Origin of the sequence: Streptomyces sp. R302, from assembly GCF_012927245.1 — a bacterium.
Taxonomy (GTDB): Bacteria; Actinomycetota; Actinomycetes; order Streptomycetales; family Streptomycetaceae; genus Streptomyces.
Genome location: NZ_JABBGE010000004.1, coordinates 281,868 through 299,605, shown reverse-complemented (window position 1 = coordinate 299,605; position 17,738 = coordinate 281,868). Strand labels below are relative to the sequence as shown.

Below are 17,738 nucleotides of genomic sequence, written 5' to 3'. Positions count from 1 at the left end.
AGGGCGGCGGTCGGGCGTCAGCTGACGCCCAGCCATCCCTCGATCGGGTGAAGGGCGAAGAACACGATGAATATCGCGGTCAGGCACCACATGAACGCACCGACCTCGCGCGCCTTGCCCTGCGCCACCTTGATGACGGTGTAGGCGATGACGCCGGCCGCGACGCCCGGGGTGATGCTGTAGGTGAACGGCATCAGCACGACGGTCAGGAAGACCGGGATGGCGACGGAGCTGTCGCCCCAGTTCACGTGCTTGGCGTTCATCATCATCATCGCGCCGATGACGACCAGGGCGGCCGAGCCGACCTCGCGGGGCACGATCTGGGTGATCGGGGTGAAGAAGAGGCAGGCCGCGAAGAAGAGGCCGGTGATCACCGAGGAGAAGCCGGTGCGGGCGCCTTCGCCGACGCCGGTGGCGGACTCCACGAAGACGGTCTGGCCGGAGGCGCCGGAGACGCCGCCGATCGCGCCGCCCGCGCCGTCGATGAACAGCGCCTTGGAGAGGCCCGGCATGCGGCCCTTGTCGTCGGCGAGGTTGGCCTCGGTGCCGACGCCGATGATGGTGGCCATGGCGTCGAAGAAGCCGGCGAGGACCAGGGTGAAGACGATCACGCCGACGGTGATGTAGCCGACGTCGCCCCAGCCGCCGAAGGAGATGTCGCCGAAGAGCGAGAAGTCCGGGGCCGAGACCGCGCTGCCCTTGAGCTCCGGGGAGCCGTTGGCCCAGGAGCCGGGGCCCTTGGCCGGGATGTCGGCGACGGCGTTGACGATCAGCGAGACGATCGTGCCGCCGACGATGCCGATGAGGATGGCGCCGGGGACCTTGCGGGCCTGGAGGGCGAAGATCGCGAGGAGGGTGATCGCGAAGATCAGGACGGGCCAGCCGACGAGTTCGCCGCCGGAGCCCATGGTGACGGGCGGGCCGAACTGCGGGCCGGCGCCGACGAAGCCGGCCTTGTTGAAGCCGATCAGCGCGATGAAGAGGCCGATGCCGATGGTGATGCCGTGCTTGAGCGGCAGCGGGATCGCGTTCATGATCATCTCGCGGAGACCGGTGACCACCAGGAGGCAGATCACCAGACCGTAGACGATGCACATGCCCATGGCCTGCGGCCAGGTCATCTGCGGTACCACCTGGGTGGCGAGCACCCCGGAGACGCTGAGGCCGGCCGCGAGGACGAGCGGGACCTTGCCGACGAAGCCCATGAGCAGGGTCGTCACCGCCGCCGCGAGGGCGGTCGCCGTGATGACGGCGGAGGAGGCGAGGACGTTCTTGTCGACGTCCGGGCCTCCGAGGAGGATCGGGTTGAGCAGGAGGATGTACGCCATCGCCATGAAGGTGGTGACGCCACCGCGGATCTCCGTGCCGACGGAGGATCCTCTCTCCGAGATGTGAAAGTACCGGTCGAGCCAAGACCTTCCGGCGGGGTTGCGCGAGCCGGAGCCCGCGTCCTCCGCGGCGGTCTTGGGCTCCACAGACGACTGGGTCATGGGGCCTACTCCCAAGGTTCAAAGGGGCACCCGCACGAGGGGGGACTCGTTTGCGGCGGGATTTGGGAACTGCTGTTGGCTGCACGACCCGGGGGACGGCCCGAGACGAACGGGGTACTGCGGGTACTTCGGGTACTGCGGGTACTTCAGGTACCGCTGGTGGTGCGGGTACTGCGCTCCGGGCGGTGCGGGCGGGGAGGGAAGTGTGACGTTCCTGGGAGGCACGCACCGCCCGGAGGGGCCTACAGGGTGCCGGTGAGCGCCTCGGGGCGGACCGGCGTCTTGTTCAGCTCCAGGCCGGTCGCCGCCCGGATCGCCGCGAGGACGGCCGGGGTGGACGACAGGGTCGGGGCCTCGCCGATGCCCCGGACGCCGTACGGCGCGTTGGGGTCGGCCAGTTCGAGGTAGTCGACCGGGATGGTCGGCGTGTCGAGGATCGTCGGGATCAGGTAGTCCGTGAAGGAGGGGTTGCGCACCTTCGCGGTCTTCGGGTCGACGATGATCTCCTCCATCACCGCGACGCCCAGGCCCTGGGTGGTGCCACCCTGGATCTGGCCGATCACGGAGAGCGGGTTGACCGCCTTGCCGACGTCCTGCGCGCAGGCCAGCTCGATGACCTTGACGAGGCCGAGCTCGGTGTCCACCTCGACCACCGCGCGGTGCGCGGCGAAGGCGTACTGGACGTGGCCGTCGCCCTGGCCGGTGACGCGGTCGAAGGCCTGGGTCGGACGGTGCCGCCACTCCTCCTCGATCTCGACGACCTGGTCCTCCAGGACGTCCGCGATGGTGGCGAGGGCCTCGCCGCCGTCGGTGACGACCTTGCCGCCCTCCAGGAGGAGTTCGGCGTTGGCCCACGCCGGGTGGTACGAGCCGAACTTGCGCCGGCCGATCTCCAGGACCTTCTCGCGGACGAGCTCGCAGGAGTTCTTGATGGCGCCGCCGGTCATGTACGTCTGGCGGCCCGCGGAGGTCGAACCGGCCGAGCCCACCTGGGTGTCGGCGGGGTGGATGGTGACCTGCTGGACGCCGAGCTCGGTGCGGGCGATCTGCGCGTGGATCGTGACGCCGCCCTGGCCGACCTCGGCCGCCGCGGTGTGGACCGTGGCGACGGCCTCGCCGTTGATGACCTCGATGCGGATCTTCGCGGTCGAGTAGTCGTCGAAGCCCTCGGAGAAGCCGACGTTCTTGATGCCGACCGCGTAGCCGACGCCGCGGACGACGCCCTCGCCGTGCGAGGTGTTGGAGAGGCCGCCCGGCAGCGCGCGGACGTCCGCGCTCTCGCCGGCGGTCTCCCACTGGCGCTCGGGCGGCATCGGACGGGCCTTGACCCGGCGCAGCAGCTCGGCGACCGGGGCCGGGGAGTCCACGACCTGGCCGGTCGGCATGATCGTGCCCTGCTCCATGGCGTTGAGCTGGCGCAGCTCCACCGGGTCCATGCCCAGCTCGGCCGCGAGCTTGTCCATCTGGGCCTCGTAGGCGAAGCAGGCCTGGACCGCGCCGAAGCCGCGCATGGCGCCGCAGGGCGGGTTGTTGGTGTAGAGGCCGATCGCCTCGATCTCGACGTCGTCGATGACGTACGGGCCGACCGAGAGGGAGGAGGCGTTGCCGACGACGGAGACCGTGGAGGAGGCGTAGGCGCCGCCGTCCAGGACGATCTTGCACTTCATGTGCGTGATCTTGCCGTCCTTGGTGGCGCCGTGCTCGTAGTAGAGCTTCGCCGGGTGCCGGTGGACGTGCCCGAAGAAGGACTCGTACCGGTTGTAGACCATCTTGACGGGCTTGCCGGTGCGCAGCGCGAGCAGCGAGGCGAGGATCTGCATGGAGATGTCCTCGCGGCCGCCGAAGGCGCCGCCGATGCCGGCCATGGTCATCCGGACCTTGTCCTGGGGCAGGCCGAGGCAGGGGGCGATCTGCTCGCGGTCCGCGTGCAGCCACTGGGTGGCGACGTACAGGTCGACGCCGCCGTCCTCGGCCGGTACGGCGAGGCCGGACTCCGGGCCGAGGAAGGCCTGGTCCTGCATGCCGAAGGTGTACTCGCCCCTGACGATGACGTCGGCGCGCTTGGCGGCCTCGTCGGCGTTGCCGCGGATGATCGGCTGGCGGTGCACGATGTTGGGGTGCGGGACGTGGCCGGCGTGGTGGTCGTCGCGGTTCTCGTGGACCAGGATCGCGTCGGGGGCGGTGGCCGAGGCCTCGTCCGTGATCACCGGGAGTTCCCGGTACTCGACCTTGATCTTGGCGGCGGCGCGGCGCGCGGTCTCCGGGTGGTCGGCGGCCACGAGGGCCACCGGCTCGCCGTGGTGCCGGACCTTGCCGTAGGCGAGGACCGGGGTGTCGCGGAACTCCAGGCCGTAGTTCTTGGCGGCCGGCAGGTCCTCGTGGGTCAGGACGGCGTAGACGCCGTCCGTGGTGAGGGCCTCGGAGGTGTCGATGGACACGATCTCGGCGTGCGCGACGGTGGAGCGCAGGACCTGGCCCCACAGCATGTCCTCGTGCCACATGTCCGAGGAGTAGGCGAACTCGCCGGTCACCTTGAGGGTGCCGTCGGGGCGGAGCGTGGACGCGCCGACGCCGCCCTGGGTGTGGTTCTGGGTGACGTCGGTGGGGGTGCCCACCGGTGCCGTACGGGTGTTCCGAGCCATCGTCAGACCGCCTCTCCCTGGCGCTCCTGGCGCGCGGCCGCGAGGCGGACGGCGTCGAGGATCTTCTCGTAACCGGTGCAGCGGCAGAGGTTGCCGGAGAGCGCCTCGCGGATGTCCGCGTCCGTCGGGGACGGGTTGCGCTCCAGCATCTCGTCGGCCGCGACGAGCAGACCGGGGGTGCAGAAGCCGCACTGGACCGCGCCGGCGTCGATGAACGCCTGCTGGATGGGGCTCAGTTCGACGCCCTCACCGGTCTGCGAGTCCTGCGGCTTGGCCTCCCACTTCTTGGCCGCGTCCAGGCTGGTGCCGCAACCGCCGGTGCCGCAGGCGCCGCCCGGGTGGGCGTCCTCGCGGTGCTGGGCGTAGTCCGCCAGGCCCTCGACGGTGACGACCTCGCGGCCCTCGACCTGGCCGGCGGCGACCAGACAGGAGCAGACCGGCACGCCGTCGAGGCGGACCGTGCAGGAGCCGCACTCGCCCTGCTCGCAGGCGTTCTTGGAGCCGGGCAGCCCCAGGCGCTCACGCAGAACGTAGAGGAGGGACTCGCCCTCCCAGACGTCGTCGGCTTCCTGCGGACGACCGTTGACCGTGAAATTCACGCGCATGGTTATGCAGCTCCCTCAAGCGTGCGGCCGGCGCCGCGGTACTGCTCCCAGGTCCAGCCGAGCTGGCGGCGAGCCATGATGCCGACGGCGTGGCGCCGGTACTTGGCGGTGCCTCGGACGTCGTCGATCGGGTTGGCGGCGGCCGAGCAGAGGTCGGCGAACTGCTTCGCGATCGCGGGGGTGATGATCTTCCCGTTGTCCCAGAAGCCGCCCTCCTCCAGGGCCGCGTTCAGGAAGGCCTCGGCCTCCTTGGCGCGGATCGGGGTCGGCGCGGCCGAACCGATGCCGGTGCGGACGGTCCGGGTCTCCGGGTGCAGGGCCAGGCCGAAGGCGCAGACGGCGATGACCATCGCGTTGCGGGTGCCGACCTTGGAGTACTGCTGGGGGCCGTCCGCCTTCTTGATGTGGACGGTCTTGATGAGCTCGTCCGGCTGGAGCGCGTTGCGCTTCACGCCGGTGTAGAACTCGTCGATCGGGATGAAGCGGCTGCCGCGGACCGACTCGACCTCGACCTCGGCGCCGGCGGCGAGGAGCGCGGGGTGGGCGTCACCGGCCGGGGAGGCGGTGCCGAGGTTGCCGCCGACGCCGCCGCGGTTGCGGATCTGCGGGGAGGCGACCGTGTGGGAGGCGAGCGCCAGGCCGGGCAGCTCGGCCCGCAGGTTCTCCATGATCTGCGTGTACGGAACGGAAGCGCCGAGCCGGACGTTCTCCTCGCCGACCTCCCACTCGCGCAGCAGCTCGATGCGGTTCAGGTCAAGCAGGTACTCGGGGCGCCGGTGGTCGAAGTTGATCTCGACCATGACGTCGGTGCCGCCCGAGAGGGGCACGGCTGTGGGGTGCTCGGCCTTGGCGGCGAGCGCCTCCTCCCAGCTGGCGGGGCGAAGGAAGTCCATGGTGGCTCTCTTCTAGCGATTCTGGTGGGGGTCGGACGTCTGGGCCCTGGGTGTCGTCCGGCCCTCGACTTCGGTGTTCATGTCCTGTTCACGCGGTGTGTGGCCTAGTACACAAGCCACGATGGCCGGGGTGCAGTCACCGAAAACATGAAGGAGTTGGCCGGTGCCCCCGCACGTCTTGTAGATTCGAACGAAAGACGGTGAACGGAAACCTCGCCGTTTCCCCCTGGAAACGGCGGCACCACCCTCACCGGCCCCACCGTCGAATACCCGACAACCTCATCACCCACTCGAAGGAACGGCGGCGACACGAATGCGGCTGCGCGCACTGCTGGAGAACGACGCGCTCGGGCTGCGCCTGCTGGGCGGCGAGGAGGAGCTGGACCGCTCCGTCCGTGGCGTCATGACCACGGACCTCAAGGATCCCAGCCGGTACCTCTCCGGCGGCGAGCTGGTCCTCACCGGCCTGGCGTGGCTGCGGGAGCCGGCCGACGCCGAGCCCTTCGTCCGGATCCTCAGCCAGGCCGGGGTCTCCGCGCTCGCGGCCGGCGAGGCCGAGCTGGGCGACATCCCCGACGATCTCGTGGAGGCGTGTTCACGCCACCGGCTGCCGCTCTTCGCGGTCAACGAAACCGTTGCGTTCGCGACGATCACCGAGCATGTCGTTCGACAGGTCTCCGGTGAGCGGGCCGGCGACCTGGCGGCCGTCGTGGACCGGCACCGGCGCCTCATGACCTCCGGTCCGGCCGGCGGCGGCCCCGAGGCCGTCCTCGACCTCCTCGGCTCCGACCTGGACCTGCGCGCCTGGGTCCTCTCCCCCACCGGACGGCAGATCGCCGGCGCCGGGGAGCCCCTGGACCCGGCGCTCGCCGCGGCCCTCGCGGGCGAGCACCTGGCGGCCACCCGCACCGGCCGGCGCGGCCCGCACCGGCTGACCCTCCAGGGCACCCCGTACTCGCTCTTCCCGGTCAGGAACGCCGGCCGGGCCGCCGGGCCCGGTGCCCGGGACGTCCGCGAGACGGTGCTGTCCGACTGGCTGCTCGCCGTGGAGGCCGATGCCGGGGAGTGGCCGGCCGCCCGGCTCGACCTGCTCCAGGGCGTCACGCAGCTGATCTCCGTCGAGCGCGACCGGCGCGACGCGGCCCGCACGGTGCGCCGCCGGCTCGCCCAGGAGGTCCTGGAGCTGGTGCAGACGGGCGCCGCGCCCGCCGAGATCGCCGCCCGGCTCCGGGTCGCCGCCCCGGTGCTGCTGCCCGGCCTCGGCGCGGCCCCGCACTGGCAGGTCGTCGTGGCCCGCGTCGAGTGGGACCAGGAGGGCGGCCAGGCCCCGGTGGAGCCGGGTCCGGTCACCCAGGCGCTCCTGGAGGAGATCCTGGTCGACCCGGCGACCGTGGGCCCCGAGTCCGCCGACCGGATCGCCGTCGCCCACACCGGCGACGAGGCCATCGCGCTGGTGCCGCTGGCCACGGGCCCGCTGCCGGAGAGCGAGGACGACGGCCCGTCGCCCGCCCTGGGCCTGCACGCGGACGCCCTCCTGGCGGCGGTACGGGCTCCGCTCTCGTCCGGCCTCGCCGACGACGGGCGGCTCACCCTGGGCGTCAGCGCCGCCGTGCACTCGGCGGAGGGGCTGCGGGGCGCCCTGGAGGAGGCCCGGCACGCCCGCCGGGTGGCCGCCGCCCGCCCCGGCCGGGTCTGCGCGGCCGGCCACCACGAGCTGGCCTCGCACGTGCTGCTGCTGCCCTTCGTCCCGGACGACGTGCGGCGTGCCTTCACGGCCCGGCTCCTCGACCCGCTGCGCGACTACGACCGGCGCCACCGGGCGGAGCTCATCCCGACCCTGGAGGCCTTCCTGGACTGCGACGGCTCCTGGACCCGCTGCGCGACCCGGCTGCACCTCCACGTGAACACGCTGCGTTACCGGGTCGGCCGCATCGAGCAGCTGACCGGCCGGGACCTGTCCCGTCTGGAGGACAAGCTCGACTTCTTCCTGGCCCTGCGGATGAGTTGACGGAGTCTGCCCCGCGCGGATCCGGGTTTCACTCCTTCGGTTGAGTCCGGAGGAGTGAGGGCGGACCCTCCGGCCCACCCCCTCGGCCGGACGCCTCGCACCGCCGCTCTCCCTGATCACCGCGGTGATCAGGGGTCGCGCGCCCCCGACGCCCCGCCGGGCCCTGCCCCGGCGGGGCGTCACGGCAACCCCCCACCTTTGTGAAATTTTTCACCCGACCCCTTGGCCGGGTACGGCCGTTCGTGCTGAGATGCCGTCCTACTCAACAGCTCGATGGCGCGCTCGGGGAGGGCAATGTGGCGGACACCGCCATGTCTGGTTCCGAATCAGGGGGCGGCGGAAACCCGTCCCTCGCCTACGGCAAGGAGACTCCCGTGGAGACCGCCATATGGCGGCTCCGCTCCCGCGGCTGCTGGACCGACGCGGCGGCGCTGCTCGCACCCCGCGCCCACGAACCGGCCGCCGCGCTCGAACGGGCCGCGCTGCTGATCGAGCGCTGCCTCTACACCGAACAGGGCTGGGCCGAGGCGGAGGAGGCCCTGCGCGCCGCCGAGGCGGTCGCGAGCAGCGACGAGGAGCGCGGCGCCGCGGCCTGCGAGCGCGGCTACCTCGCCTACGCGTCCACCCTGTTGGGCGTCCGGGACCGGGCCGACGAGGCCCGGATGGCGCTCGGCCGGGCGGCGGCCCTGATCGCCCCCTCCGAGCCGGGCCGGCCGCTCCTGGACTACCGGCGCGGGCTGATCGCCCAGAACCTCGGCGACTCCCCGCAGGCGGCCCGGGCCGCGTACCGCCGCGCGCACGCCGGCGCCACCGCGCAGGGCGACTCGCTGCTGCTCTCCTCCACCTGGCGCCACCTCGCCGGACTGGCGTTAAGGGAGGGCGAGTTGGCGGAGGCCCGGCACGGCTTCGCCGAATCGCTGCGGATCCGGGAGGAGTTGGGCTACCTGGTGGGTACGGCTCCGGCGCTGACCGCCCTCGCCGACGCCGAGACGGAACCGGAGGCCGGACGGCTGCGCGCCGAGGCCCGCCGCCTCTTCCGCCTCCTCGGGGGCGTACCGACCTGGCTGGCGTCGCAGCTCACGCCGCGTACCGCCACATGAACCACCGTCACCCCTCCTGAGCCCCGTCACCCCTCCTGAATACCCGTCACCCCTCCTGAGGCTCCAGGCAGATGAGGCTCTCCTCGGTGCCGACCACGAGCGCCCCGGTCGCGGTCACGGCGACGGCGCGGACGGCGGGTCCCGGCCGGAAGGCCCGGCTCCGGCCGCCCTCCGGCGCGATCAGCTCGACCCGGCCGTCGGCCCAGGCGGCCGCGACGAGCGGCCCGTCGGGGGCGGGGGCGGCGTGCAGGGCGACCACCGGCGCCCGGCGCTCCGCCAGCGGCTCGGGCACCGGGGCTCGGCCCGGCGTCCAGAGCCGTACGGTGCCGTCGGCGCCGCCGGAGCAGACGAACGGGGTCGCGGACTCCACGGCGGTCACGGCGGTGACCCGGCCGCTGTGCGGGGCGGCCTGGTGGAGGCCGTTGACACCGAAGGCGTGCACCGAGCCGAGCCGGTCCCCCACCACCACCGAGCCCGCGATCGCGGCCAGCGCCGTACCGGGGTGCCGGGACAGGGTGGTGGAGACGGCCTCGGTGAGCCGCTCCAGATAGGGCGGGCGGGGCGCGGTGCCCCGGACGGTGTGCAGCCGGCCGCGCTCGTCGAGCAGCAGCACCGTCCCGTCGGCGGTGGGCGCGAGGGCGGCGATCCGGCCCTGGACCCGGTGGGCGAGCCGCCCCGCGCGGGAGGCGTCGGCCTCCCGCAGCAGCCGGACCGTGCCGGTGTGGTCGCCCACCAGGAGCAGCTCGGCCGAGGGTCCGCCGGCGGTCGCGCCGAGCACCGCGACGGGCCCCGGCCACGGCGGGGAGACGTCGCCGCGGTGCCGGGCCCAGCGCACCCGCCAGGGCGCCGGGGCCGCCTGGGCGGCGAGCGCGGGCCGCAGCCGGGGGTCGGCGCCGTCGCCGAGCGCGGTGAGCAGCACCAGGGCGCGGCCGGCCGGTCCGTCCGCCGCGCAGAGCGCCTGTCCGGCCCGCAGCCAGGCGTCGCGCAGCCCGCCGTGGTCGTCGGGGGAGGCGGTCGCGTATCCGGTGGTGACGAGGAGCGGGTCGGCGGCGCAGACGGCGACCGGGTCGGAGAGGTCGGGGAGCTCGGGGAGCGGCGCCGGGGCCGGCGGCCCGGGGGGCTCGTCGCCGTCGAGGTCGACGACGGTGGTGCGGGCGGCCCGGGGGAGGCGGGTGCCGGTGCGGGCCTCCACGACGAGCCGGATCCGCCCGACCTCGGCGAGGCCGCCGAGCAGCTCGGCGAGGGCGTCCGGTTCGGCCGCGGCGTGCAGGTCGGTGAGGAGCAGCACGGTCCTGCCGGTGCGGCGGGCCTCGCTGGTGGCGAGGGCGTGCACGAGGTCGGCGGGGGTGCGGGCCACCACGCCGAGCCGGTCGGCGAGGGTCCAGGCCACGCCCAGGGCGCTCTGCCCGGCGAGCGGCACGAGCACCCGCTCGTTCCTGGCCCGGCCGCGCCGGGCCCGTGTCCCGTGGGCGGCCAGCCGGCCGAGGAGGGCGGTCTTCCCGCTGCCCGGGGCGCCGGTGACCAGGCAGAGCCGCGGCGCCTCGGGGTCGGTGAGCCAGCCGAGGAGGGCGGCGGCCTCGGGCCCCGTACCGCTGAGCGACCCCGAGGTCTTGGGGGAGGGCCGGCGTCCGTCCGCGGGGGACGGTGTCGCGGACGGCATGGAACACCTCACGGGCACGCGGTACGAACGGCTGTCGCCCCCGACCTTAGTGGGCGCGGGGCCCGGGGAAACCGTCCCGTCGGGGACCGGCCTCCTTGGGGTGGTCCGGCGCCGGGGGCCGCCGCCCGCCGCGCCGGTCCCGGCGGGTCGGCCCGGCCCGTCCCGCCGTACCCCGGGCGGGAGTTCAGCCGTTCGCGCCCGCGAAGTGCTCGCGGACCAGGGCCTCCACGACCGGGAGGTCCTGGGCGGTGAGGGCGTCCAGGAGGGCGGAGTGTTCGGCGGCGTCGGCGACCAGGTCCGCGTGGCGGAGGACGGGGGCGCTGAGCAGGGGCCACTGGGAGCGGCGGTGCAGGTCGTCGGCGATGACGAGGAGCTGTTCGTTGCCGGCGAGGGCGAGGACCGCGCGGTGGAAGGCGCGGTCGGTCTCCGCGTAGTACGCGCGGTCGCCGCGGGCGGCGGCGGCGCCGGTCGCCTCCGCGAACGGCCGGAGCGCGGCCCAGCGGGCGGCCGGGACGGTGCGGGCGAGCCGCAGCATGACCGGGACCTCGATCAGGGCGCGCACCTCGGCCAGCTCGGCCAGTTCGCGGGCGGTGCGGACGACGACGCGGAAGCCGCGGTTGGGCACGACCTCGACGGCGCCCTCGACGGCGAGCCGCTGCATCGCCTCGCGGACGGGGGTCGCGGAGACGCCGAAGCGCTCGCCGAGGGCGGGGGCGGAGTACACCTCGCCGGGCCGCAGCTCACCGGCGACGAGGGCGGTGCGCAGGGCGTCGAGGATCTGCCCCCGGACCGAGTGCCGACGGACAGTGCGCGGGCCGCCCCCGGAAGGGCCGTCCCCGCAGAGGTCGTCCCCGCAGAGGCCGTCCCCGGAGAGGAGGGACTCGCCGTGGCCGTGCTCGCCGTGGGTGTGCTCGCCGTGGGTGTGCTCGCCGTGGGTGTGCTCGCCGCGGGCCTGCTCGGGGACGCGCGCGGAGCCGCTGCCCGCGTCCGGTCCCGCGGCGCCCTCGGCGGCGTACGGGCCGGGCGCGGGGTCGCCGAATCGCACGGACGGTCCCTCCGTCGCCCGCTCGCGTGCTGCGCCCTGCTCCACCCGGGTCCTCCTGCGGCCTCGTGCCGGGCCCGGCTCGCGCGGCCCGGGTCCCCTGTGCACCATAGGCGAACGGACCGTTCCGCGGGACCGCGCCCACGAGGCGCGGGTGGGAGCGGGCCGGGCGGTGGTGAGACGCGACGCCGATTCGGGTAAGGTAAGGCTAACCTGCTAACGATCGCGATTCGGTGGTCCGCATGACCGTCCCCGCTCTGCTGCCCTCCCTCGCCTCGCCCGTCGCGGCCTCGTACGCCCGGCTCGCCGAGGTCTTCTCCGGCCTGCGGATAGAGGAGACGACCGAGAACGAACGGCTGCCGCGCGGCGCCGGCTGGGTCCTCGCCGAGGAGCTCGCGGCCGGCGGGGCCGCCCTGGACGCCTTCCTCGCCTGGGACAACGCGCAGGTCCTCCGCGACTACGGGCAGCAGGCCCGCCCCGACGTCGTCGCGAGCCTCGGGCTCCACCGGTACGCCTGGCCCGCCTGCCTCCTGGTGACCCTCCCCTGGTTCCTCCAGCGCCGGGTCCCCCGCCTCCCGGCGGCGGCGGTCTCCTTCCAGCGGACCCGCGGCCGGATGGCGGTCCGCGTCGAGGAGTTCGCCTGCCTCCCCGGCGACCCGGCGGCCGCCCTGCCCGGGGCACGCGTGGTCGCGGACGAGGACGCCCTGCGCGCGGAGGTCCGCGCCTCGCTCGCCGAGCACTTCGAAGCCCTCCTCGGCGGCTTCGGCCCCCGGATGCGGCGCGGCCGCCGCGCCCTGTGGGGGATGGTGACGGACGAGATCGTCGAGAGCCTCTGGTACATCGGCGCCCTCCTCGGCGAGGAGGAGCGGGCGATGGCCGAACTGGAACTGCTGCTGCCGGGCAGCACCGGCCGGCCGGAGAAGCCGTACGCGGGCGGGGCCGGCTTCCGGCCGCTGCCCGGGAGCGAGGGGCCGGACACCGCTCCGCGTCCCACCCGGTCCCGGGCCACCTGCTGCTTCTTCTACACGGTGCGCCCCGAGGACACCTGCCTCACCTGTCCGCGCACGTGCGACGCGGACCGGGTGCGGCGGCTCGCCGCGACCGCCTGAGGAATACGCCACCCGGACGGGTGACGTGAATCGAACACAACTCCGCCTGCGCGGCGGTGCGTTCGACCAGAAGGTACCTATTCGTATGCCCTGAGACCTCGTTGGCGTGCTCTTCCCCCGAAACCCCGTACGTCCCGTGATCGGTCGGACAGTATGGGCGGCCCAACGCCCCACTGCGATGCGAGGGACACCGCATGAGACTGACCGACATATCGCTGGACTGGCTGCTTCCGGGCGGCGTGATGGTCGCCGGAGTCCTGACGGCGGTGGCGGTGCTCGCGCGCGGGAAGCGCGCCGGTGACCAGGCCGCGGCCGAGGACTCCTGGGAACGCAGCGAGGAGCGGCGCAGACGCAAGGAAGCGGTCTACGGCTTCGCCTCGTACGGGCTGCTGTTCTGCTGCGCCGCCGTCGCGGCGGCGCTCTCCTTCCACGGGCTCGTCGGCTTCGGCCGGCAGAACCTCAACCTGACGGGCGGCTGGGAGTACCTGGTCCCCTTCGGCCTCGACGGCGCCGCCATGTTCTGCTCGGTGCTCGCCGTCCGCGAGGCCAGCCACGGCGACGCGGCCCTCGGCTCGCGCCTCCTGGTCTGGCTCTTCGCGGGCGCGGCCGCCTGGTTCAACTGGGTGCACGCGCCGCGCGGCCTGGGCCACGACGGGGCCCCGCAGTTCTTCGCGGGGATGTCCCTGTCGGCGGCGGTCCTCTTCGACCGGGCGCTGAAGCAGACCCGCCGGGCGGCGCTGCGCGAGCAGGGCCTGGTGCCCCGCCCGCTGCCGCAGATCCGGATCGTGCGGTGGATACGGGCTCCCCGGGAGACCTTCGCCGCCTGGTCGCTGATGCTCCTGGAAGGCGTACGGACCCTGGACGAGGCCGTGGACGAGGTCCGCGAGGACCGGCGCGAGAAGGAGCAGAACAGGATCCGCCGGCGCGAGCAGGCCAAGCTCGACCGGGCGCAGATCAAGGCGCTCAACCGCCAGCACCGGGCCTTCGGCCGGGGCGGCGGGCGCCAGGTGGAGGTGGCGGCGCTGACCACCGCCTCCGGGACCGGCGGGGGCCAGGCCCCCGGGTCCGGGCCGGGTTCCGCGACGGCGTCGGTGACCGCCGCCGTCGCGGAACCCGCCATAGCGGACCCGGGACAACTGCCCCTTCGGCCCCGGCCCTCCCTGCAAGCCGTCAGGGAAAGTGAGAAGCGGGAGTCGCGGACGGTGGACCTCACCGCCGAGGACGACACCCAGGCCCTGCCCCGACTCGACTCCCTGGAGGCGAAGATCTCCGAGATGGAGCGGCTGCTCGGCTGACAAGGACCCGCTCCACCCCGCGGCGGGGCCGCCCCTCAGGCGGCCCCGCCGTTCAGTTCGAACCAGACGACCTTCCCCGTGCCGCGCTCCTCGATCCCCCAGGAGTCGGCGAACTCCCGCACCAGGAAGAGCCCACGGCCGCTCGTACCGTCGTCGGCGGGCGGTACCGGCGGGGCGGCGAGACCGGGCTCGAAGTCGCGGACCTCGACCCGGAGCTGGCCGGGGTCGACGGTCGCGGTGACGACCGCGCCGTGCGCGGTGTGGACCAGCGCGTTGGTGACCAGTTCGCTGGTGAGCAGTTCGGCGACGGCCCCGGCGTCCGGTCCGCCCCAGCTGCCGAGGAGTTCGCGTAACGCGTGGCGCACCTCCGGCACCGCCGTCAGGTCCGCCCCACCCACCTTTCTGAGCAGTTGAGTCGGCTGTCGTGCCTTCCCGGCCATAGCCCCCACCCACGGTCGCGTCGAACAGGCTCACGGGAGAGCCTGCCCCACGAGCCGGGCCGCATGCGCCGTGCTCCGCGCCCTCAGGGGCGGGGCACGTTGCGGAGGTTGGATCGGGCCATCTGGAGCATCCGGCCCACTCCCCCGTCGAGGACGATCTTGCTGGCGGAGAGGGCGAAGCCGGTCACCATCTCGGCGCTGATCTTCGGGGGGATGGAGAGGGCGTTGGGGTCGGTGACGACGTCGACGAGGGCGGGGCCCTTGTGCTTGAACGCGTCCTTGAGGGCTCCGGCCAGGTGCTTGGGCTTCTCGACGCGGACCCCGTAGGCGCCGGCGGCCCGGGCGACGGCGGCGAAGTCGGGGTTCTTGTTGCCCGTCCCGTACGAGGGGAGCCCGGCGACCAGCATCTCCAGCTCGACCATCCCGAGCGAGGAGTTGTCGAACAGCACGATCTTCACCGGGAGTTCGTACTGCACGAGGGTGAGGAAGTCGCCCATGAGCATGGAGAAGCCGCCGTCGCCGGAGAGCGAGACGACCTGCCGGCCCCGGTCGGTGAACTGGGCGCCGATCGCCTGCGGGAGGGCGTTGGCCATGGAGCCGTGGCTGAAGGAACCGATGATCCGGCGGCACCCGTTGGGGGTGAGGTAGCGGGCCGCCCAGACGTTGCACATGCCGGTGTCGACGGTGAAGACCGCGTCGTCGTCGGCGAGTTCGTCGAGGACGGAGGCGACGTACTCGGGGTGGATCGGGGTGCGCTTCTCCACCTTGCGGGTGTAGGCCTTCACCACGCCCTCCAGGGCGTCGGCGTGCTTCTTCAGCATCTTGTCGAGGAAGCGGCGGTCGGTGCGCTCCCGGATCCGGGGCGTGACGCAGCGCAGGGTCTCGCGGACGTCGCCCCAGACGGCGAGGTCGAGCCGGGAGCGGCGGCCGAGGTGTTCGGGGCGGACGTCGACCTGCACGATCCGGACGTCGTCGGGGAGGAAGGCGTTGTACGGGAAGTCGGTGCCGAGCAGGATCAGCAGGTCGCACTCGTGGGTGGCCTCGTAGGCGGCGCCGTAGCCGAGCAGGCCGCTCATGCCGACGTCGAAGGGATTGTCGTACTGGATCCACTCCTTGCCCCGCAGGGCGTGGCCGACGGGGGCCTTGAGGCGCTCGGCGAACTGCATGACCTCGGGGTGGGCGCCGGCCGTGCCGCTGCCGCAGAACAACGTCACCCGTTCGGCTCCGTCGATCATCCGGACCAGGGCGTCGATCTCGGCGTCGCCGGGGCGGACGGTGGGGCGGGAGGTGACGAGCGCGGAGCCGGCGGTCTTCTCGGGGGCGGGCTGGTCGGCGATGTCGCCGGGGAGCGCGACCACCGAGACGCCGCCGCGGCCGACGGCGTGCTGCACGGCGGTGTGCAGCAGCCGGGGCATCTGCTTGGGGTGGGAGATGAGCTCGCTGTAGTGGCTGCACTCGCGGAACAGCTGGTCGGGGTGGGTCTCCTGGAAGTAGCCCAGCCCGATCTCGCTGGACGGGATGTGGGAGGCGAGGGCGAGGACGGGGGCCATCGAGCGGTGGGCGTCGTACAGGCCGTTGATGAGGTGGAGGTTGCCCGGGCCGCAGGAGCCGGCGCAGGCGGCGAGGCGGCCGGTGACCTGTGCCTCGGCGCCCGCGGCGAAGGCGGCGGTCTCCTCGTGGCGCACCTGGATCCAGTCGATGGCCGGGTTGCGCCGGATGGCGTCGACGACCGGGTTCAGGCTGTCGCCGACCACGCCGTAGAGCCGCTGCACGCCGGCGCGGACGAGGATGTCGACGAACTGCTCCGCTACGTTCTGTTTGGCCATGGATCCATCAACACACGGCTCGGCGCCTCACGCCTCCCAGACGGCGGCCCCCGTACGGTCGTCGGCGTACCCCGTCACCCTCAGCTGGGTGTCGGCGAGGAAGGCGGCGAGGCCGGGCGGTTCGGCGCCGGTCCAGCGGGCCGCCAGCTCGTGGGCGAGGGCGGGCTCGCCGCGCATCGGCTCGGCGAGGCCGGGCGAGGCGAGGAGGAGGGTGTCGCCGGGCCGGGCCACCGAGGCGCGGAAGCGGAACGGCTCGGCGGGCGGCGGGACGGGCTCCTCGATGACCGGCCCGGGGGCCGTGGTGATGCCGAGGTCCATGGTGAGCCGGTCGCCCTCCTCGGTCGCCTCCGGGATCCCGTGCGGCGGCGTCGAGCCGAAGCCCACGACGGGCGCGCCGGTGACCGAGGCCGGGTCGGGCAGGAGCGGCTCGATGTCCTGCCAGGCACCGTCGCGGAGCCGGAAGAGACCGCCGCCGCCGATGCCGAAGAAGACCCGGGTGCGGCAGTCGGGGTCGGCGGGGATGAGCAGACAGCGCAGGGTGGCGGTGTACAAGTCAGGCGCTACGCCGCGCTCGGCGGCGCGGGCCCGCAGTCGGCCGTAGGTGCGGTCGGTGAGCCGCTGGAGCCCGGACTTGAGCTCGCCGCGGCGGCCGGAGCGGATGTCCTCGGAGAGCCGGGCGTGGCTGCGGCCGACGGCCTCGCCGATCCAGCGGCAGGCGTCGCCGGCGGCGAGGTGCGCCTCGTCGGCGGCGCGGGAGCCGGCCGCGACGGCGACGAGCACGAGGGCGGCCTCGTCGTGGCCGAAGCGGGCGGTGAGCAGGGCGTCCCGGCGCGGTTCGCCGCGGTAGCGGGCGGAGTCGCCGCGGACGGAGGCGGCGCGGAGGGTCGCGGTGCCGTAGCGGGCGCCGTCGAGGACGGTGTCGGCGACCAGGTCGGCGAGTTCGCCGGGGCGCGCGGCGGGCAGGGCGGTGGGCTCGGCCTCGTACGTGGGCGGCCGGCTGCCGAGGAAGCCGGTGCGGGGCCGGGGCACGGGCGTGGGCACGGGCACCTGGACGGTCGGCTCGTGGCCGGTGGGGAGCGGTACGAGCACGGTGGCGTCCGGCTGCGCCGCGGGTCCGGGCTCGGGGTCGGGTTCGGGTTCGGGTTCGGCCTCGGGCTCCGGGTCAGGTGCGGGCTTCACGGCCGCGGGCGCCGGCGCCGGGAAGGTCCGGGGCCCGGTGACCGGCGCCTCCCACGGCGCCGGCCCGAGCACGGAGGGCGCGGGCGGCACGGGCGGAGGCGGCGGCGCGGGTCGCGCGGTAGGCGCGGGCGGCGAGGGCGGCACCGAAGGCGCGGGCGGCGCGGGTCGCGCGGAGGGCGCGGGCGGCGCGGAAGGTACCGGTGGCGCGGCGGGCGCCGGTGGCGGGGCGGCCTGGGGGCCCCGCGTGGCCTGGGTGGCGGACGTGAAGTGGGCGTCCAGCGAGTCGGGCGAGGGCGTCGGCGTGAGGTCCTCCGCCGCGTCCTCGTAGAGCGCGTCCCACCAGTTGTCCCCCTGCTGAGTCATGCCCTTATTGTCCACCGCGGGCGGCCCGGGAAAACGGGACACGAGGAAAACCGTTGCTGCGAATGGGTGGTCCGCCGGGCGACCCC

At 74.1% G+C, this 17,738-nt stretch carries 13 protein-coding genes; 4 read left to right on the top strand and 9 right to left on the bottom strand.

Going from position 1 to position 17,738, the window contains the following annotated elements; all coding sequences use genetic code 11:
• Positions 1-17: 17 nt before the first annotated feature.
• The 4 genes from HHL19_RS14290 to HHL19_RS14275 all read right to left on the bottom strand — a co-directional run bounded on the left by HHL19_RS14290 (position 18) and on the right by HHL19_RS14275 (position 5,630).
• Positions 18-1,490: an NCS2 family permease gene (locus tag HHL19_RS14290; RefSeq protein ID WP_169089401.1), complete on the bottom strand. Its 1,473-nt coding sequence runs from the start codon at positions 1,488-1,490 to the stop codon at positions 18-20.
• A 242-nt stretch (positions 1,491-1,732) separates the two neighbouring features.
• Positions 1,733-4,132 (bottom strand): molybdopterin cofactor-binding domain-containing protein, encoded by a 2,400-nt coding sequence (locus tag HHL19_RS14285; protein WP_169089399.1) that lies wholly within the window; start codon positions 4,130-4,132, stop codon positions 1,733-1,735.
• A gap of 2 nt (positions 4,133-4,134) precedes the next feature.
• Positions 4,135-4,737 (bottom strand): (2Fe-2S)-binding protein, encoded by a 603-nt coding sequence (locus tag HHL19_RS14280; RefSeq protein WP_169089397.1) that lies wholly within the window; start codon positions 4,735-4,737, stop codon positions 4,135-4,137.
• Between the two features lie 2 nt (positions 4,738-4,739).
• Positions 4,740-5,630, bottom strand: a complete 891-nt coding sequence (locus HHL19_RS14275; protein WP_169089395.1) for a xanthine dehydrogenase family protein subunit M — start codon at positions 5,628-5,630, stop codon at positions 4,740-4,742.
• Positions 5,631-5,943: 313 nt separating this feature from the next.
• Between HHL19_RS14275 and HHL19_RS14270 the strand changes: the two genes are divergently transcribed.
• Both HHL19_RS14270 and HHL19_RS14265 read left to right on the top strand, forming a co-directional pair.
• The gene (locus HHL19_RS14270) at positions 5,944-7,638 is read left to right on the top strand and encodes a PucR family transcriptional regulator ligand-binding domain-containing protein (RefSeq protein ID WP_169089393.1); all 1,695 of its coding nucleotides are present in this window, start codon (positions 5,944-5,946) and stop codon (positions 7,636-7,638) included.
• Positions 7,639-7,949: 311 nt separating this feature from the next.
• Positions 7,950-8,738, top strand: a complete 789-nt coding sequence (locus HHL19_RS14265) for a hypothetical protein (RefSeq protein WP_169089391.1) — start codon at positions 7,950-7,952, stop codon at positions 8,736-8,738.
• Positions 8,739-8,784: 46 nt separating this feature from the next.
• On the opposite strand, the gene HHL19_RS14260 is transcribed toward HHL19_RS14265, so the two are convergent.
• A complete protein-coding gene (locus HHL19_RS14260) occupies positions 8,785-10,398 on the bottom strand; it encodes a WD40 repeat domain-containing protein (protein WP_169089389.1) in 1,614 nt (537 codons plus the stop codon).
• Positions 10,399-10,582: 184 nt separating this feature from the next.
• Positions 10,583-11,443, bottom strand: a complete 861-nt coding sequence (locus HHL19_RS14255) for a GntR family transcriptional regulator (protein WP_346768339.1) — start codon at positions 11,441-11,443, stop codon at positions 10,583-10,585.
• A 239-nt stretch (positions 11,444-11,682) separates the two neighbouring features.
• Between HHL19_RS14255 and HHL19_RS14250 the strand changes: the two genes are divergently transcribed.
• Both HHL19_RS14250 and HHL19_RS14245 read left to right on the top strand, forming a co-directional pair.
• Positions 11,683-12,549 carry a (2Fe-2S)-binding protein gene (locus HHL19_RS14250; RefSeq protein ID WP_169089385.1) on the top strand — a complete coding sequence of 289 codons (867 nt, stop codon included), beginning with the start codon at positions 11,683-11,685 and terminating at the stop codon, positions 12,547-12,549.
• Positions 12,550-12,743: 194 nt separating this feature from the next.
• Positions 12,744-13,844, top strand: coding sequence for a DUF2637 domain-containing protein (locus tag HHL19_RS14245; protein ID WP_169089383.1), 1,101 nt, complete (start codon positions 12,744-12,746; stop codon positions 13,842-13,844).
• Positions 13,845-13,879: 35 nt separating this feature from the next.
• Here the strand turns inward: HHL19_RS14245 and HHL19_RS14240 are convergent, their stop codons facing one another.
• From HHL19_RS14240 to HHL19_RS14230, 3 genes are all read right to left on the bottom strand, one after another.
• Entirely contained in the window at positions 13,880-14,284 is a 405-nt protein-coding gene (locus HHL19_RS14240) for an ATP-binding protein (RefSeq protein WP_169089381.1), read from the bottom strand.
• 83 nt (positions 14,285-14,367) lie between these two features.
• On the bottom strand, positions 14,368-16,110 hold the full coding sequence (locus HHL19_RS14235) for a pyruvate dehydrogenase (RefSeq protein WP_169089379.1): 1,743 nt from the start codon (positions 16,108-16,110) through the stop codon (positions 14,368-14,370).
• 27 nt (positions 16,111-16,137) lie between these two features.
• Complete coding sequence (locus tag HHL19_RS14230; RefSeq protein WP_169089377.1) at positions 16,138-17,652, bottom strand: protein phosphatase 2C domain-containing protein; 1,515 nt, start codon at positions 17,650-17,652, stop codon at positions 16,138-16,140.
• Positions 17,653-17,738 lie beyond the last annotated feature (86 nt).

Excerpts from the sequence above, each read along its gene's own strand:
- HHL19_RS14285 (WP_169089399.1), bottom strand. The coding sequence starts at position 4,132 with ATGGCTCGGAACACCCGTACGGCACCGGTGGGCACCCCCACCGACGTC.
- HHL19_RS14240 (WP_169089381.1), bottom strand. The coding sequence starts at position 14,284 with ATGGCCGGGAAGGCACGACAGCCGACTCAACTGCTCAGAAAGGTGGGT.
- HHL19_RS14260 (WP_169089389.1), bottom strand. The coding sequence starts at position 10,398 with ATGCCGTCCGCGACACCGTCCCCCGCGGACGGACGCCGGCCCTCCCCC.
- HHL19_RS14250 (WP_169089385.1), top strand. The coding sequence starts at position 11,683 with ATGACCGTCCCCGCTCTGCTGCCCTCCCTCGCCTCGCCCGTCGCGGCC.
- HHL19_RS14265 (WP_169089391.1), top strand. The coding sequence starts at position 7,950 with ATGTCTGGTTCCGAATCAGGGGGCGGCGGAAACCCGTCCCTCGCCTAC.
- HHL19_RS14230 (WP_169089377.1), bottom strand. The coding sequence starts at position 17,652 with ATGACTCAGCAGGGGGACAACTGGTGGGACGCGCTCTACGAGGACGCG.
- HHL19_RS14280 (WP_169089397.1), bottom strand. The coding sequence starts at position 4,737 with ATGCGCGTGAATTTCACGGTCAACGGTCGTCCGCAGGAAGCCGACGAC.
- HHL19_RS14290 (WP_169089401.1), bottom strand. The coding sequence starts at position 1,490 with ATGACCCAGTCGTCTGTGGAGCCCAAGACCGCCGCGGAGGACGCGGGC.
- HHL19_RS14275 (WP_169089395.1), bottom strand. The coding sequence starts at position 5,630 with ATGGACTTCCTTCGCCCCGCCAGCTGGGAGGAGGCGCTCGCCGCCAAG.
- HHL19_RS14245 (WP_169089383.1), top strand. The coding sequence starts at position 12,744 with ATGAGACTGACCGACATATCGCTGGACTGGCTGCTTCCGGGCGGCGTG.
- HHL19_RS14270 (WP_169089393.1), top strand. The coding sequence starts at position 5,944 with ATGCGGCTGCGCGCACTGCTGGAGAACGACGCGCTCGGGCTGCGCCTG.
- HHL19_RS14235 (WP_169089379.1), bottom strand. The coding sequence starts at position 16,110 with ATGGCCAAACAGAACGTAGCGGAGCAGTTCGTCGACATCCTCGTCCGC.